13 protein-coding genes are annotated in these 15,956 nt (G+C 69.1%); 3 read left to right on the forward strand and 10 right to left on the reverse strand.

Annotation, left to right across the window (positions count from 1 at the left end):
* Positions 1 to 12: 12 nt before the first annotated feature.
* Both ASC59_RS11935 and ASC59_RS11940 read right to left on the reverse strand, forming a co-directional pair.
* Entirely contained in the window at positions 13 to 1,299 is a 1,287-nt protein-coding gene (locus tag ASC59_RS11935; RefSeq protein WP_055823339.1) for an adenylosuccinate synthase, read from the reverse strand.
* 7 nt (positions 1,300 to 1,306) lie between these two features.
* Positions 1,307 to 1,951, reverse strand: coding sequence for a DUF3151 family protein (locus ASC59_RS11940; protein WP_055823343.1), 645 nt, complete (start codon positions 1,949 to 1,951; stop codon positions 1,307 to 1,309).
* Positions 1,952 to 2,347: 396 nt separating this feature from the next.
* Between ASC59_RS11940 and argG the strand changes: the two genes are divergently transcribed.
* Positions 2,348 to 3,778 (forward strand): argininosuccinate synthase, encoded by a 1,431-nt coding sequence (gene argG / locus ASC59_RS11945; RefSeq protein ID WP_055823345.1) that lies wholly within the window; start codon positions 2,348 to 2,350, stop codon positions 3,776 to 3,778.
* A gap of 100 nt (positions 3,779 to 3,878) precedes the next feature.
* On the opposite strand, the gene ASC59_RS11950 is transcribed toward argG, so the two are convergent.
* Complete coding sequence (locus ASC59_RS11950) at positions 3,879 to 4,577, reverse strand: TrmH family RNA methyltransferase (protein WP_055823348.1); 699 nt, start codon at positions 4,575 to 4,577, stop codon at positions 3,879 to 3,881.
* A 75-nt stretch (positions 4,578 to 4,652) separates the two neighbouring features.
* On the opposite strand from ASC59_RS11950, the gene ASC59_RS11955 reads away from it, so the two are divergent.
* Positions 4,653 to 5,948, forward strand: a complete 1,296-nt coding sequence (locus tag ASC59_RS11955; RefSeq protein ID WP_268765491.1) for an Nramp family divalent metal transporter — start codon at positions 4,653 to 4,655, stop codon at positions 5,946 to 5,948.
* A gap of 20 nt (positions 5,949 to 5,968) precedes the next feature.
* Positions 5,969 to 6,610 carry a metal-dependent transcriptional regulator gene (locus ASC59_RS11960; protein ID WP_055825402.1) on the forward strand — a complete coding sequence of 214 codons (642 nt, stop codon included), beginning with the start codon at positions 5,969 to 5,971 and terminating at the stop codon, positions 6,608 to 6,610.
* Between the two features lie 14 nt (positions 6,611 to 6,624).
* On the opposite strand, the gene ASC59_RS11965 is transcribed toward ASC59_RS11960, so the two are convergent.
* From ASC59_RS11965 to ASC59_RS11995, 7 genes are read right to left on the reverse strand one after another with little or no spacing between them, the layout of a single operon-like run.
* Positions 6,625 to 8,046 (reverse strand): NtaA/DmoA family FMN-dependent monooxygenase, encoded by a 1,422-nt coding sequence (locus tag ASC59_RS11965; protein WP_055823353.1) that lies wholly within the window; start codon positions 8,044 to 8,046, stop codon positions 6,625 to 6,627.
* Positions 8,043 to 9,281: an acyl-CoA dehydrogenase family protein gene (locus ASC59_RS11970; protein ID WP_055823356.1), complete on the reverse strand. Its 1,239-nt coding sequence runs from the start codon at positions 9,279 to 9,281 to the stop codon at positions 8,043 to 8,045. The genes ASC59_RS11965 and ASC59_RS11970 overlap by 4 nt, the downstream gene beginning before the upstream one ends.
* Positions 9,278 to 10,651: an NtaA/DmoA family FMN-dependent monooxygenase gene (locus ASC59_RS11975; RefSeq protein WP_055823359.1), complete on the reverse strand. Its 1,374-nt coding sequence runs from the start codon at positions 10,649 to 10,651 to the stop codon at positions 9,278 to 9,280. Before ASC59_RS11975 ends, ASC59_RS11970 begins: the two co-directional genes overlap by 4 nt.
* A complete protein-coding gene (locus tag ASC59_RS11980; RefSeq protein ID WP_082513646.1) occupies positions 10,648 to 12,366 on the reverse strand; it encodes a dipeptide ABC transporter ATP-binding protein in 1,719 nt (572 codons plus the stop codon). Before ASC59_RS11980 ends, ASC59_RS11975 begins: the two co-directional genes overlap by 4 nt.
* Positions 12,366 to 13,226 carry an ABC transporter permease gene (locus ASC59_RS11985; RefSeq protein ID WP_055823362.1) on the reverse strand — a complete coding sequence of 287 codons (861 nt, stop codon included), beginning with the start codon at positions 13,224 to 13,226 and terminating at the stop codon, positions 12,366 to 12,368. Before ASC59_RS11985 ends, ASC59_RS11980 begins: the two co-directional genes overlap by 1 nt.
* Complete coding sequence (locus ASC59_RS11990) at positions 13,223 to 14,242, reverse strand: ABC transporter permease (RefSeq protein ID WP_055823365.1); 1,020 nt, start codon at positions 14,240 to 14,242, stop codon at positions 13,223 to 13,225. Before ASC59_RS11990 ends, ASC59_RS11985 begins: the two co-directional genes overlap by 4 nt.
* Positions 14,220 to 15,866 (reverse strand): ABC transporter substrate-binding protein, encoded by a 1,647-nt coding sequence (locus ASC59_RS11995; RefSeq protein ID WP_055823368.1) that lies wholly within the window; start codon positions 15,864 to 15,866, stop codon positions 14,220 to 14,222. The genes ASC59_RS11990 and ASC59_RS11995 overlap by 23 nt, the downstream gene beginning before the upstream one ends.
* Between the last annotated feature and the right edge of the window lie 90 nt (positions 15,867 to 15,956).

Consider the following 15,956-nt stretch of genomic DNA (forward strand, 5'->3'; position numbering starts at 1 on the left):
TGCGCGGGGCGATCAGTCGATGAGGTCGTGACGCACGATGATCTCGTCGCGGCCGGGGCCGACGCCGATCACCGAGATGCGTGAACCGCTCATGGCCTCGAGGGCCAGCACGTACTCCTGCGCGTTCTTCGGCAGGTCCTCGAAGGAGCGCGCCGTCGTGATGTCCTCGGTCCAGCCGGGGAACTCCTCGTAGATGGGAGTGGCGTGGTGGAAGTCAGACTGCGAGACCGGAACCTCGTCGTGGCGCACGCCGTCGACGTCGTAGGCGACGCAGACGGGAATCGTCCTCAGGCCCGTGAGCACGTCGAGCTTGGTGAGCACGAAGTCGGTGACGCCGTTGATGCGCGCCGAGTACCGGGCGATCGGGGCGTCGTACCAGCCGGTGCGACGCTTGCGTCCCGTGGTGGTGCCGAACTCGTGGCCCCGCTCGGTGAGGAAGTCGCCCCACTCGTCGAACAGCTCGGTGGGGAACGGCCCTGCGCCGACGCGGGTCGTGTAGGCCTTGATGACGGCGATGACGCGATCGATGCGGTTCGGCGCGACTCCCGAGCCCGTGACCGCTCCACCCGAGGTGGCGTTCGATGAGGTCACGAACGGGTAGGTGCCGTGATCGACGTCGAGCATGGTGGCCTGGCCACCCTCGAAGAGCACGGTCTTGCCCTCGTCTAGAGCGCGGTGCAGCAGCAGTGCGGTATCGGCGACCATGGGACGCAGCCGCTCGGCGTAGCCGAGCAACTCCTGCACGATCTCCTCCACCTCGATGGCGCGCCGGTTGTAGATCTTCACCAGCAGGTGGTTCTTGCTGTCGAGGGCACCCTCGACCTTCTGCCGCAGGATGTTCTCGTCGAACAGGTCCTGCATCCGGATGCCGACGCGGTTGATCTTGTCGGCGTAGGCGGGCCCGATGCCCCGGCCCGTCGTGCCGATCTGGCGCTTGCCGAGGAACCGCTCGGTGACCTTGTCGATGGTGCGGTGGTAGGCCGTGATGATGTGCGCGTTGGCGCTCACCTTGAGCTTCGACACGTCGACGCCGCGGGCGATGAGCGCGTCGAGCTCCTCGAACAGCACCTCGATGTCGACGACGACGCCGTTGGCGATCACGGGGATGACGTTCGGGCTGAGGATGCCGGAGGGCAGGAGGTGCAGCGCGTACTTCTCCGTGCCGATGACGACCGTGTGGCCGGCATTGTTGCCGCCGTTGAATTTCACGACGTAGTCGAGGCGCGAACCGAGCAGGTCGGTCGCCTTCCCCTTGCCCTCGTCGCCCCACTGGGCTCCGATCAGAACGATGGCTGGCATATGGGTGTCAGTCCTCTCCTCGAATGACGAAGGATTCCGTCGGAGGCATGGTGGCCGGGGCAGTCGCTCCGGGCGGGATGATGGTGATGAACTGGGTCGCCGTGTGCTCGGACTCGATGCGCGCGACGGCGTCGGGATCCGCCGAGGCGAGGAACTCGCCCAGCGCATCGGCCTCGAACACCAGGCCGATGGCGGCGGCGGCGCGGCGCAGCGCATAGGCCGCGCGCAGCACGGCCTGGTTGGGAGCATCCGTCCAGCTCACAGCGTCGCCGTCACTCCAGCCGGCTGCTTCGGGCAGCTCGAGTCCCCGACGGTGCGCGACGGTGGCGTAGGCGTAGGCCTCGACCTCGCGCCCCTCCGAATGGGCGATGTCGGCGAGCTCGGCCCAGGCCAGCGGCGAGGTCGAATGGGCAAGCACGAAGCCGGGAAGCGCGTCGCGGTGAACCGAGGAGACGAGGGTGCGCACCACCTCGTCATCCGCGACGACGACGGATGCGCCACGCTCTTCTGCGACGGGAGAGCCCGCCTCGGAGACGTCGTCGGCGCCGTCGTCCGCCGGGTCGCGATCGACCTCGGAGGCGGGGGTGCGGGGTTCGTCAGAGTCGTCCACGTCGGGCGCGGAAGCCACGAAGGGCGGGATGTCTCCGGTCACACTCCACCTTATCGCACGGGTTTCGCGGCGCCCCGGAGGGTCGGGAGCAAGCCTCCCTTAAACACAGAACGACCCTCCGGTGCGAGGTCGGGAATTCGGGTTTCACGACCTCGCCCGGGTGTTGTCGGTGTGACAACGGGTCTGAGAAGAGTGTGCCCCGTCCGGGGGCGCGTGAACACCCCCACTATGAGGGTCACTCACTTTGTATCCGGTCATCATTGTCCGGTTTGACGACGGAATTCGTCGTCACACGCGCAATTCACGCACGAAAGCGCCGTAAACGCAACGAATTCCGCACGGGCCGAAATGGTACTCCGAGGCGAGTAAATGCCCCCTGACCGGGGTTCATTCCTCAGCGGTCAGGGCGAGGCACCACGACGCCCTAAAATCGTAGGCATGTCCAAGGTCCTCACCTCCCTTCCCGTCGGCGAGCGCGTCGGCATCGCATTCTCAGGAGGGCTCGACACCTCCGTGGCCGTCGCCTGGATGCGAGAGAAGGGCGCGGTGCCCTGCACCTACACCGCAGACCTCGGCCAGCCGGACGAGCCCGACGTCGAGGCGGTCCCCGGGCGCGCCATCGCGTACGGCGCCGAACTGTCCAGGCTGGTCGACTGCCGCGCCGCGCTGGTGGAGGAGGGCCTCGTCGCACTGCAGTGCGGTGCGTTCCACATCCGTTCCGGTGGCAAGACCTACTTCAACACGACTCCGCTCGGCCGTGCTGTGACGGGCACCCTTCTCGTGCGCGCCATGATGGACGACGGCGTCGACATCTGGGGCGATGGATCGACCTACAAGGGCAACGACATCGAGCGGTTCTACCGCTACGGCCTCATGGCCAACCCGCGCCTGCGCATCTACAAGCCGTGGCTCGACCGCGACTTCGTCACCGAGCTCGGCGGACGCACCGAGATGAGCGAGTGGCTCAGTCAGCGCGACCTTCCCTACCGCGACTCCGTGGAGAAGGCCTACTCGACCGACTCCAACATCTGGGGCGCGACGCACGAGGCCAAGACGCTCGAGCACCTCGACACCGGTGTCGAGAGCGTCGAGCCGATCATGGGCGTCGCCTCCTGGGATCCCGAGGTCGAGATCGCGACGGAGGACGTGGTCCTGCGCTTCGAGCAGGGTCGACCCGTCGCCATCAACGGCGACGACTTCGGCGGAGACGCCGTCGCGCTCGTGCTCGAGGCCAACCGCGTCGGCGGCCGCCACGGTCTCGGTGTCTCCGACCAGATCGAGAACCGCATCATCGAGGCCAAGAGCCGGGGCATCTACGAGGCACCGGGCATGGCCCTGCTGCACATCGCCTACGAGCGCCTGCTCAACGCGATCCACAACGAGGACACCATCGCGAACTACCACAACGAGGGCCGCCGCCTCGGCCGACTCATGTACGAGGGACGCTGGCTCGACCCGCAGTCGCTCATGCTGCGGGAGTCCATCGTCAAGTGGGTCGCGTCGGCCGTCACCGGCGAGGTGACCCTGCGCCTTCGTCGCGGCGACGACTACACCATCCTCAACACCACGGGGCCCTCGCTCAGCTACCACCCCGACAAGCTCTCGATGGAGCGTGTCGGAGACGCGGCCTTCGGCCCTGAGGACCGCATCGGCCAGCTGACCATGCGCAACCTGGACATCGCCGACTCGCGCGCCCGCCTCGAGCAGTACGCGCACCTCGGCATCGTCGGCGGTGCGACCGCGGCACTCGTCGGAGACCTCACGGAGGGCGAGGCGTCGGAGATCCTGGCCGGCTCTCCCGAGACCGATCTCGAGGCCGCGACGGATGCCGTCAACGAGGGCTCGGCCTTCGACCTCGGCACCGACTAGGGCCGGCGCGGCGCCGCCACTGCAGCGGTGCGCCATTTCCGGGGGCGCTGCGCCAACTGATGTGGCGCGCAGCCCCGCGAAATGGCGTGAGGCTCGAAGGTCAGCGCCTGCCCCACTGCAGCACCCACGAGTGCATGGCCACGGCGGCAGCGGCGCTGGCGTTGAGAGAGCGGGTCGACCCGTACTGGGTGATCTCGACGACGGCATCCGCTGCGGCCAGCGCCTCGACGCTCATGCCGGGGCCCTCCTGCCCGAAGAGCAGGATGCAGCGCTCCGGCCAGTCGAAGGTCTCGATCGAGACCGAGCCCGGCACGTTGTCGACAGCGATGATGGGCAGGTCGTGGGCGCGCGCCCACGCCACGAGGTCGGCGACATCCGGGTGGTTCAGCACGTGCTGGTAGCGGTCGGTGACCATGGCGCCGCGCTTGTTCCAGCGTCGGCGGCCCACGATGTGCACGGTGTCGGCGGCGAAGGCGTTGGCGCTGCGCACGATGGAGCCGATGTTCATGTCGTGCTGCCAGTTCTCGATGGCCGCGTGGAACGGATGCCGGTGCTGGTCGAGATCGGCCACGATGGCGTCCATGCGCCAGTACCGATAGCGATCGATGACGTTCCTGGTGTCGCCATCGCGCAGCAGCTCCGGGTCGAAGTGCGCGTCCTGCGGCCACTCCTCCTCGCCGCCGGGCCACGGGCCGACGCCGTGAGTGCTGAGCTCGTTCGTCGGGTTCGGCTCTGCGTGGTTCGGCTCTGCGTGGTCCTGCTCTGCGTGGTCCTGCGCTGCGGTCGGGTTCTCTGGCACACCCAAGGCTAACCACCGCGCTACTCGCCCGGCAGCCCGGTTTCGGTGCGCCTAAATTCGGACTAGGGTTTCGGTGTGCCGAAAGATGCCGTGGCGACGACGCCGCATGAACCCTCTGCACCGCCGGCGCGCGCCCAGCGGTCGGCCGCCGGAACGCGTGTGGTCTGGCTCCTGGGCCCGGCCCTCGTCGCCGGCGTCGCCTACCTCGATCCGGGCAACGTCGCCAGCAACATGACCGCCGGCGCCCGCTACGGCTACCTGCTCGTCTGGGTCGTCGTGCTCGCCAACGGCATGGCGTGGCTCATCCAGTACCTCTCGGCCAAGCTGGGCATCGTCACCGGCGAGAGCCTGCCCCAGGTGCTGGGCAGACGCATCCGTCGTCGTCCGGCCAGAATCGCCTATTGGCTGCAGGCCGAGGCCGTCGCCATGGCCACCGACCTCGCCGAGGTCATCGGCGGTGCCGTCGCCCTCAACCTGCTGTTCGACATCCCCCTCGTGGTCGGCGGTCTGATCACCGGGATCGTCTCGCTGGTGCTGCTCGCCGTGCACAGCAGGCGGGGCCCGCGTACCTTCGAGTTCATCGTCATCGGCTTGGTCGTCATCATCTCCGTCGGCTTCTGCGTCGGCGTCTTCCTGGCGCCGCCGGATGCCGGGAGCGTGCTCGGCGGACTGGTTCCCCGCTTCGAGGACTCGGGTTCGGTGCTGCTCGCAGCGTCGATCCTCGGTGCCACGATCATGCCCCACGCCATCTACGCCCACTCGGCGCTCTCCCGGGATCGCTTCGGCGGGGACGCGGCCCGCACGGCGAGCGGTGGCTTCACCACCAGGCGCCTGCTCCGGGCCACCCGGTGGGACGTGTCGATCGCCATGGCGATCGCGGGCACCGTGAACCTGTGCATCCTGCTGCTGGCCGCCGCCAACCTCGCCGGCATCGACGGCACCGACAGCCTCGAGGGCGCCTACGACGCGATCGGAGCGTCGCTCGGCCCCATCATCGCCACCCTCTTCGCCGTCGGCCTGCTCGCATCGGGCCTGGCATCGACCTCGGTCGGCGCCTACGCCGGCGCCGAGATCATGGCCGGCCTGCTGCACGCCCGCATCCCGCTCCTCACCCGCCGCCTCGTCACCCTGGTGCCCGCCCTCGTGGTGCTCGCCCTCGGCTTCGACCCCACCCTCGCGCTCGTGCTCAGTCAGGTCGTGCTCTCGTTCGGCATCCCGTTCGCGCTCATCCCGCTCGTGATCCTGACCGCCCGCTCCAGCGTTCTCGGCCCGTGGCGCAACCACTGGGCGACGACTGCGGCCGGAGTGGCGGCATCCGTCTTCCTGGTCACCCTCAACGGCGTGCTGCTCTGGCTCGTCTTCACCGGCTGAACGCGGAGAGTGTGAACACGATGGCGACCACCTCCCCGGCGATCGAGGATTACCTCAAGACGATCCACGCGCACACCGAGTGGCAGCCGGAGCCCATCACCCCGTCGGTTCTGGCCACACGACTCGCCGTCGCGCCGTCGTCCGTGACGGAGATGGTGAAGAAGCTGGCCGCCCAGGGACTCGTGCGGCATCAGCCGTACGGCGCGATCCGGCTGACGGATGCCGGTCTCGCAAGAGCCCTCGGGGTCGTGCGCCGGCACAGGCTCGTCGAGACCTGGCTGGTGAGCGACATGGGCTACGGCTGGGATTCCGTGCACGACGAGGCCGAGGTGCTGGAGCATGCGATCAGCGACAGGCTGCTCGAGGCGATCGACGCGCACCTGGGCAGGCCGGCGCGCGACCCGCACGGCGACCCGATCCCGCAGGCGGACGGCAGCATCGTGAGCGTGCCGACGGTGCTGCTCTCGGAGGCGCGCGATGGACACACCGGCGCGGTGGTGCGCATCAGCGACCGCGACCCGCTGCTGCTTCGCCGCCTGGCCGCCTGCGGCATCCGGCCGGGAGTCGTCGTGACCCTGTCGGAGACGACCCTCGCCGCCGCCGACGGGACGTCCGTCGAGGTCGACGGCGACGATCGGGAAGCTATCTGGCTCGCCGCCTGAGACCCCGCGGCGGATCAGGCCAGCGCCGGCTCGGGGAACCGCAGCGAGGGCACGGGCACGTCGAGGTTGGCCCCGCCCCGGTATCGAGTGGCGATGTGATTGTCGGGAAGGCGAGGTCCGCGTCCGAACAACCGCTCCCGCAGGGTGGAGCGCTCGTCGGTCTCGCTGGGGTCGGGGAGCCGACCACGGCGCCGCAGCTCCGGCACCACGAGTTCGGCGAAGTCCCGTGCCGTGTCGAACGAGTGGTACTGGCGGAGGTTGATGCCGTCGACGCCGTCCACGTCGAGCCAGCGCTCGATCTCGTCGGCCACCACCGAGGGGGTTCCCACCACGAAGTAGCGCTCGGCCCGGCCGGCGCGCAGCCCGTCGAGCACCTCGCCGACGGTCTTGTCGACCGGAAGGAACGGCAGCCGATCGAGCGTGCTGCCCGAGCGCCGGATCGCCTCAGCGACGGTGATGTCGCGAGGTGATGTCGTGATGTCGACAGGCAGGCTGGCGTGCGCGAGGATGCCGTCGAGGCTGGTGTGCTCGCGGTAGAGCCGCCACTTGTCGGCCGCCTCCTCCTCCGTGCGACCGACGATCACGCCGGCCTGCACGATGAACTTGATGTCGTCGCGGGTGCGGCCGTGCCGCTCGGCTGCGGCGGTCATGCCCGCGACGTTGTCGCGGAAGTCCTCGGCCGTTCGCCCGCCGGTGAACACGAGCTCGGCATGGCGTCCGGCGAACTCCGTTCCCGCCGGCGACCCTGTGGCCTGGAAGAGCACCGGAGTGCGCTGCGGCGACGGATGCACGATGTGGGGTCCCGCGACCTTATGGGCCTCGCCGACGTGGTGGATGTAGCGCACCTTCGACGGATCGGTGGCGATGCCGCGGGCACGGTCGTACACGACGGCTCCGTCGTCCCACGAGCCCTCCCACAGCTTGTAGAGCACATCAAGGTACTCGTCGGCGAGCTCGTAGCGGCGGTCATGGGGGATCTCCCCCTCGAGCCCGAAGTTGCGTGCGGCGTTCGGCAGGTAGGAGGTGACGATGTTCCAGCCGAACCTGCCCCGCGTGAGGTGGTCCAGGGTCGACGCCCGGCGCGCGAACGCGAACGGGGGTTCGTAGGTCGTCGAGAAGGTGGCGCCGAAGCCGAGGCGCTTGGTCACGGCCGCCATCGCCGGGATGACCAGCAGCGGGTCGATGTTCGGGCTCTGCAGCCCCTCACGCAGGGCAGTCTCCGGACCGTCGCGGAAGACGTCGTAGGCCCCGATCACGTCGGCGAGGAACACGGCGTCGAAGCCGCCGTCCTCCAGGATCCCGGCGAGCTCGGTCCAGTACTCGAGCTCGTCGAACCTGTGGCGGTTGTTGCCGGGGAGCGGCCACAGTCCGTGCGTGATGTGACTGATGCACGCCATCTCGAAGAGGTTGAGGATGAGCTGCTTCTTCTCGGTCATGCCGATGCCTCCGTGTTCGCTGGTGCGGGATTCGCATCCGGATCCACCGACGGGACCGCGTAGATGTTCAACGGATCCGCCTGGTTGAGCCTGACGTCGCCGACGACGCGCTCCTTGTAGATGCGCGGATTGTGCGAGGTGATGGTGCGGGCGTTCCGCCAGTGCCTGTCGAGGGCCGGCTGCCGCCCGACACCCGACGAGCCCAGGGCATCGAAGACCAGGGTCGACGCGGCCAGGGCGGCATCCGTCACACCGATCTGGGCCTCGTACACCGCGATGGCAGCGGCACGGGCGCTCGGGGTGGGGTCGACACCGGCGTCGATCCGGTCCCAGACGGTGTCGAGCACAGCGGCGGCACGACCGACCGCCGCCTCCGCGACGAAGGCGAGCGCGGCGATGCGGCCGACCACCTGCTGCACCTGGGCGTCGTCGCGGGGGCGCTCGGCCAGGCCATGGGGATAGGAACGTGCTCGGGCGGTCACTGCCGCGACGGCTTCGTCGCGCACGGCCCTGGTGATCGCGGCGAGGGCGGCGAGCAGCACGAGCTGGTACACGGCCTCCTGGGAGACGAAGCGATCGGTGAACGCCAGCACGTGCTCCTCGGCGATCGAGACGTCGCGGAGTCGCGTCGTGCCGCTGCCCGTGGCGCGCTGTCCGAACCCGTCCCAGTCGTCGACGAGCTCGACGCCGTGGGAGCGGGCGTCGACGAGCACCAGCCGCGCCGCGCCATCCTCGGCGAGCGCGAGCACGCCGATCCAGTCGGCGTAGATCGAGCCGGTGCTGTAGTACTTCACGCCGTTCAGCAGCAGGCGGCCGTCGACGCGTTCGAGTCTCGTCTCCCCGAGGATGCTGGTGGTTCCGAGCTCCGACCACGCGCCGCCGATGACGGCTCCGGCGCCGATCCGTCGGCGCCACTCCCGGTCTCGCTCGGTTCGCCCGACGAGGCGGTCCTCGACGAACGCGATGTGGTTGCGCCAGATCTGCGGCTGGTTGGAGTCGGCCGCACCGAGATCGACGAGCAGCTCGAAGAACTCCTCGATGCCCAGCCCCGCGCCCCCGTCCTCCACCGGGATGCGCAGGGCACCGAACCCGGCCTGGGCGAGCGCTGCAGTCTCGGCGTGCGGCCGCGTGCCGGCATGCTCGTGCTCGGTCGCCGTCGCTGCGATGCGGTCGAACACGGGCTCGAGCCTGCTGCGCGCCGCCGCCAGTGCGGAGACGGCGGTGGCGCTGCTCACGCCCCGACCTCGACCGGCGCGAAGGCACCGCGGTACCTCGCCGCCGGATGCCGGTCGTTCAGGCGCGGCTGGCCGAACAACCTGTCCCGGAGGGTCACTCCGTCGCCGTAGTCGCTCTGGGCCAGGCCGCGCTCGCGGAGAACGGGCAGGACCTTGTCGGCGAACTCCTCGAATGACCCCGGGATGACCCAGTTGATGACGTTGATGCCGTCGACACCGGCCGCCTGCCATACCTCGAGCGCGTCGGCGATCTGCTCGGGGGTTCCGACGAGCCGCGTCGATCGGGAGATGAGCAGGGCGATGTCAGCGACGATCGGTTCCCTGTCGGTGATGGCCTTCGAGACCCATTCGCCGAAGCCCTTGGCGGTGTTGGTGTCGACGTCTCGCAGCGGCGTCTGGGGGTCGTAGACCCTGCCATCTGAGTCGACGAGGGCGGAGTGGGCGAGGTAGCCCTCGATGCTGATGTACTTCTCGTACTCCTCGGCCTTCGCGCGGGCCTCCTCCTCGGTGTCGCCGATGACGAAGGAGAGGCCCTGGAAGAACTTGATGTCCTCGCCCCGGCGTCCGAACTCCACGGCGCGCGACCGGGTCGCCTCGATCTGCTGACGGGCCAGCTCGGGGCTCGGCGAGATGAGGAACACGGCCTCGGCATTGCGGGCGGCGAAGTCGCGCCCCGATGCACTCGATCCGGCCTGGTAGAGCACGGGAGTGCGCTGCGGCGACGGGGACGGCAGGTGCGGACCCTGCACCGAGTAGCGCTCCGACTCGTGGTTGATCTTGTGGATCTTCGAGGAGTCGCCGTACACCCCGCGCTCACGGTCCTTCACGAGCGCCCCGTCGTCCCACGAGCCCTCCCAGAGCTTGTAGGTGACGTCGACGTACTCCTCGGCCCACGCGTAGCGTTCGGCGTGATCGGTCAGACGCGGGTGACCGAAGTTGCGTGCCCCGTTGTCCTGCAGGCCGGTGACGATGTTCCAGGCGATACGGCCGTTCGAGATGTGGTCGAGGGTGGAGACCTGCCTGGCGAACTGATACGGATGACTCTGGGCCACGTTGGAGGTGAGCGCGAGTCCGATCCTCTCGGTGTGCACGGCGAGCGCAGCCACGAGCGGGATGGGGTCGTTCGACGGGATCTGCAGCCCCTCGCGGATGTACACGTCGAAATCGGCGTCCGCGTCGCCGTAGACGCCGGTCACGTCGGCGAAGAACAGGGCGTCGAACTTGGCGGCCTCGAGCTTCTTGGCCATGTCGATCCACAGCCTGACGTCGTTGAAGTCGACCTGACCCGCGTCGGGGCGTCGCCACTGGCCGTGGTGGATGTGGGAGTTCGTGTTCATCACGAAGGCGTTGAAGTGCAGCGGCGTGGTCATGAGGTCTGCTCCTGGGCGGGTCGGGGATCGAAGACGGGGATGGATGCGATGAGCTCGCGGGTGTACGGCTCCTGCGGACGGTGGAAGATCTCGTCAGGCGTGCCGGACTCGACCACGACGCCGTCCTTCATGACGAGCACACGGTGACTCAGGTGCGCGATGACACCGAGGTCGTGCGAGATGAAGAGGTAGCTCAGACCGTGCTGGCGCTGCAGCACGACCAGCAGGTCGAGGATCTGAGCCTGGATCGTCACGTCGAGGGCCGAGACCGCCTCGTCGAGCACGATGATGTCGGGTGCTTCGGCCAGGGCCCTGGCGATGGCGATCCGCTGGCGCTGACCTCCGGAGAGCCGCAGGGGGAAACGCCGCAGCACGGCGTGCGGCAGGCCGACCTGGTCGAGCAGTTCCCGGATGCGCCCCGCACGGGCCGACGCGCTGGGGAAGGCGTTGCGCTCCAGCGCGTCGAGCAGGATGCGCTCCACGTTCCAGCGCGGGTCGAAGCTCGACAGCGGGTCCTGGGAGACGACGGAGATGCGCGAACGCAGCCCGCGGCGCTTGGACTCCGACAGGCTCGACCACGGCTGACCGAGCAGGGTCACCGTGCCGGCGTCGGCCTGCTCCAAAGCCAAGGCGACGCGTCCTGTCGTGCTCTTCCCGGAGCCGGACTCACCGACGATGCCGAGGGTCTCCCCGCGGTGGAGGTCGAACGACACGGAGTCGACGGCGGTCGTCACCGAGCCGTCGGACGACCTGAACCGTTTGGTGACGTCGCGGGCGGAGAGCACGACCTCGTCCAGGACCACGGCGGCCGGCGGCGCCTCGGCGAGCAGGGCTGCCCCTGCCGGGCTGAGTGCACCGCCCCGCGTCTCCTCCCCGGGCACGGCGGCGATGAGCGCTCGGGTGTACTCCTCGCGCGGCGAGGCCAGCAGTTCTGCCGCAGCACCCTGCTCCACCACCCTGCCGTCCTTCATCACGAGGATGTGATCGGCCAGCTGCGCGACCACGGAGAGGTCGTGACTGATGAGGATGATCGACGCCCCACGGCGCTTGGACTCCTCCAGCAGCGCGAGCACCTGGGCCTGCACGGTGACGTCGAGCGCCGTCGTCGGTTCGTCGGCGATGACGACATCCGGGTCCAGGGCGAGGGCCGAGGCGATCAGGGCCCGCTGGCGGAGCCCGCCCGAGAGCTGGTCCGGTCGTTGCCGGGCGCGCAGCTCCGGTCTCGGAACGCCCACGGCACTCAGCAGCTCGATGACCTTCCGCGTGCGCGCTGCGGCGTCGCCCCAGCCGTGCAGCCGCAGGCTCTCGGCGATCTCGGCGCCGACGGGTCGGAGCGGGTCGAGGGACACGAGGGCGTCCTGGAGGATGAAGCCGACCTCCTTGCCCCGGATGGCCTGCCACTGCCGGTCGGACAGACCGGCCACGTCGCGGTCGTGCAGCGAGAGCTCGCCGGCCGAGACGCGCGCGCCCCGGCCGGTCAGGCCGACCACCGTGCGTGCGGTGACCGACTTGCCCGACCCGGATTCGCCGACGATGGCGACGCACTGGCCCGGATGCAGGTCGAAGGACACGTCCTGCACGATGGGCCGCAGTCCCGCTGTGGTCTGGAACGCGACGGAGAGGTCGCGCACCCGCAACCGCGGCCGGAAACCGGCCAGGTTGTCGATCTCGGCCGCGAGGTCTGCGCCCGCGGCATCCGTGGTGATGGCACTCATCACTTCTCACCCTTCTCGAGGAACGACTGGAGGTGACGGCCGAGCGTCGTCGTGGTCAGGGCGAGCACCACGATCACCAGGCCCGGGATCACCGTCAGCCAGCCGGCGACGGTGATGTAACTGCGTCCGGCATCGAGCAGTGCTCCCCACTCCGGGGCCGGTGGCGCGATGCCGAGGCCGAGGAACGAGAGGCTCGACGCCCAGACGATCGACTGGCCGATGGAGAGCGCGAACACCGCAACGAGAGGCCGGAGCGAGTTCGGCAGGATGTGCTGGCGCAGGATCCGGCCCCCGGAATGCCCGAGAGCCACGGCGGCCTCGACATAGGGAGCGCCCTGGGCACTGAGGATCTGGCCGCGCACCATGCGCGCGTAGCCAGGAGCCGTACCGACTCCCACCGCCAGGATGAGGGTGAGGATCGACGGACCGAGCACGGCGATGAGCAGCAGGGAGAGCAGCAGCGCCGGGAAGGCGAACGCCACCTCGAGCAGCCACCCCACCGCTGCCCGCGTCGGCCTGTTGCCGAGCGCAGCCAGCGAGCCGAGGATGACGGCGAGGGTCAGGCTGACGAGCGCAGCCCCGATACCGACGCCGAGCGACGCCGCCGTTCCGTAGATGACTCGCGAGTAGAGGTCGCGGCCGGACTCGTCGGTGCCGAACCAGTGGGCGGACGACGGCGGTGCGAGCGTGTCGGCCAGGTCCATGGCGAACGGCCCCTGCGTCGCGAGGAGAGCCGGCCACAGCGCTGCGACGGCGAACACGGCCGTGGCGGCGATGGCCGCGAACAGGTCCCAGGGCAGCTGCACCAGTCGAGCGGATGCCGCCGGTCGGGTCGAGGCCCCTGCGATGGTCGCGGTCATGCCGTCCTCCTCAGACGCGGGTCGATGATGGCGTAGGCGATGTCGACGAGAAGGTTCGCCAGCACGTAGAAGGCTGCGATGAGCATGACGATCCCGATGACGACGGGCATGTCCTGGCTGCTCACGGCCGTGACCAGGACCTGACCGATTCCGGGGCGTGCGAACACGGCCTCGACCACGACGGCTCCCGAGATGGTGGCGCCGAGCGCCCAGCCCGACAGGGTGACCGCTGGAAGGACGGCGTGCCGCAGCACGTGGCGCAGCCGGATCGCGACGTCGCCCATCCCCCGCATCCGTGCCGTCAGGACGAAGGGAGAGTCCAGGGCCCGCTCGAACTCCGTGCGCGTCGCCTGGCCGAGGAACCCGGCCAACGGGATCGCGAGGGTCAGGGCGGGAAGCACCAGCCCGACGGGCCCGGAACCTCCGATCACCGGGAACCACCCCAGCGACAGCGCGAACACCAGCAGCAGGATGATCCCGAGCCAGTAGTGCGGCAGCCCTGCGGCCACGGTGTCGAAGAACCCGCCGATGGCGCGAGACGCCCCGCCCCTGCCGGCCGTGAGGGTCACCCAGACCACCATGATGATCCAGGCGAAGACGAGGGCGGTGAGAGTGAGCACGATGGTCGCGCCCAGCTGGTCGGCGATGATCGCGATGACCGGGCGGTGCTGCTGGTATGAGTTGCCGAGATCGCCGAGCACGAGACCGCGCAGGTAGGCGAAGTACTGCACGACGAGCGGGTCGTGCAGGTGGTACTCGGCGTTGATCGGCGCGAGCTCCTCGGGAGTGCGGGCGACGGCCTGTCCGGCTCGGATGTTGAGGATCACCGTGGCCCTGTCGCCCGGAAGCGACGCCTGGGCGAAGAAGGCGGCGGTGGCGGCGCCGAACAGGACGAGCGCGGCGCCCACCACCTTGCCGATCACGAGCCGCGGTGCTCCCCGCCCCCTGCGCGGAGCGCCGGACCCGAGGAGGACGCCCGTCTCGGCATCCGTCTCACTGAACGAAGTACGCGTCATAGAACGTCGGTCCTCCCTGTGCGTGCTCCTGCCAGACGCCTTTGAGCTTCGGCGAGACGGCCAGCGTCGAGAGCCTGTCGTAGACGCCGATGGCGAGGGCGTGCTCGGCGATGTACTCCTGTGCCTGCTCGTACAGCGCGTTCTGCGTATCGAGGTCCGGCTCCGAGTTGGCCTTCAGGATGAGAGCCTGCAGCTCGGGGTAGTCGGTGAAAGAGGCGTTCCAGTTGTTCGGGTTCCCGCCGGAGCCGGCACCCCAGTTGATCTGCAGGATGCCGCTGGTGACGGCCGTCCAGTATCCGGGGTAGATGTCGCGCTCGTCGGGCTTGCTGTAGGCGCCGGAGAACGCCTCGGCCTGGGGCACGGGGATGAGGTCGACCTTGAAGCCGGACTCCTTGGCCTGCTCCTGCACTCCCTGCAGGATCGAGACGCCGTCGGCCGTGATGATCGAACCCGTGAAGTAGGGCAGCGTCACCTCGAGGGTCTCGCCGTCCTTGGTGCGGTAGCCGTCGGAGTCCGTACCGGTCCATCCGGCGTCGTCGAGCAGGTTCGATGCCTTGTCGAGGTCCTGGGTGTACCAGTCCGCGGCCTTCTGGCTGTAACCCGGCGTGGTCTGGCTGACCCCGCCGTTGCCCTCGTAGGGGATCACGCCGCGGCCGATCGACTCGACGATCTCCTTGCGATCGACGGCGTAGGCGAACGCCTGGCGCACCGCTTCGTCGGTGAACGGACCCTGCGCTGTATTGAAGGTGAGCACCTGCGGGCGCCCCGGGGTGACGTACTTCTCGAGGGTGAATCCGGCGTCGCCGGTCGGCTTCCACTGCACTGCCGGAACGTCGTAGACGGCGTCGAGCTCACCGCTCTTCAGAGCCGCCACGCGTGTCGTCGCATCGGCGATGAACTTCCACTCCACCTCGTCGACCAGTGCCGGACCCGTGTGCTCCGCGTTGGCCGGGGGCGAGGTGTAGTCGTCGTTGCGCTTCAGCACGATCTCCTGGCCGCGGTCCCAGTGATCCACGGTGAAGGCTCCGGTGCCGATCGGCGCCGCGCAGTTCTCCTCCGCGGTGCGCTCGGTCAGTGCCTTCTGGGACTGGATGCCGAAGTATCCCTGGGTGAGGTTGTCGGCCAGACGCGGATACGGCTGGGTCAGGTCGATCTGCACGGTGAGGTCGTCGACGGCCTCGGCTCCCTCGTAATACCCGCCGAGCCAGGCGAGCGCGGTGCTGTTCCCGCCGCCGTTCACCCAGTAGTCGAAGTTGTAGGCCACGACCTCAGCGGTCAGGTCGCTGCCGTCGGTGAACTTCACGTCGGGCTTGAGGTCGAACGTCCAGTGCAGGCCGTCGTCGGAGACGGACCACTTCTCGGCCAGCCACGGCACCACCTGATGGTCCTCGTCGAGGGAGACCAGACTGTCGAGCACGTTGTAGCTGAGGTACGCCTGCTCGATCCACCCGCCGAAGACGCAGGCCGGTTCCTGCTGGTGGCCGTAGACGATCGTGCCGCCCTCGAGGGGTTGGGCGTCTGCGGCCGGCGTCGTGGCGGTGTTCGCTGCGCAGCCGGAGAGGGCGATGGCAGCCGTCACGGCGACGGCCACCACTGGCGCGAGGATGATGCGGGTCTTGGTCATGAGGTGAGTGCTCCTGGGGAAGGGCCGGCCGAGTGGGCCGGTCCCTGTCGAGGTGCCGGACGGGATGCCGGTCGAAGTGCCGCAAGGTTA

It is taken from the genome of Leifsonia sp. Root1293 (assembly GCF_001425325.1).
Taxonomy (GTDB): Bacteria; Actinomycetota; Actinomycetes; order Actinomycetales; family Microbacteriaceae; genus Orlajensenia.

Excerpts from the sequence above, each read along its gene's own strand:
- ASC59_RS11935 (WP_055823339.1), bottom strand. The coding sequence starts at position 1,299 with ATGCCAGCCATCGTTCTGATCGGAGCCCAGTGGGGCGACGAGGGCAAG.
- argG (WP_055823345.1), top strand. The coding sequence starts at position 2,348 with ATGTCCAAGGTCCTCACCTCCCTTCCCGTCGGCGAGCGCGTCGGCATC.
- ASC59_RS11960 (WP_055825402.1), top strand. The coding sequence starts at position 5,969 with ATGGCGACCACCTCCCCGGCGATCGAGGATTACCTCAAGACGATCCAC.
- ASC59_RS11965 (WP_055823353.1), bottom strand. The coding sequence starts at position 8,046 with ATGACCGAGAAGAAGCAGCTCATCCTCAACCTCTTCGAGATGGCGTGC.
- ASC59_RS11975 (WP_055823359.1), bottom strand. The coding sequence starts at position 10,651 with ATGACCACGCCGCTGCACTTCAACGCCTTCGTGATGAACACGAACTCC.
- ASC59_RS11980 (WP_082513646.1), bottom strand. The coding sequence starts at position 12,366 with ATGAGTGCCATCACCACGGATGCCGCGGGCGCAGACCTCGCGGCCGAG.
- ASC59_RS11985 (WP_055823362.1), bottom strand. The coding sequence starts at position 13,226 with ATGACCGCGACCATCGCAGGGGCCTCGACCCGACCGGCGGCATCCGCT.
- ASC59_RS11990 (WP_055823365.1), bottom strand. The coding sequence starts at position 14,242 with ATGACGCGTACTTCGTTCAGTGAGACGGATGCCGAGACGGGCGTCCTC.
- ASC59_RS11995 (WP_055823368.1), bottom strand. The coding sequence starts at position 15,866 with ATGACCAAGACCCGCATCATCCTCGCGCCAGTGGTGGCCGTCGCCGTG.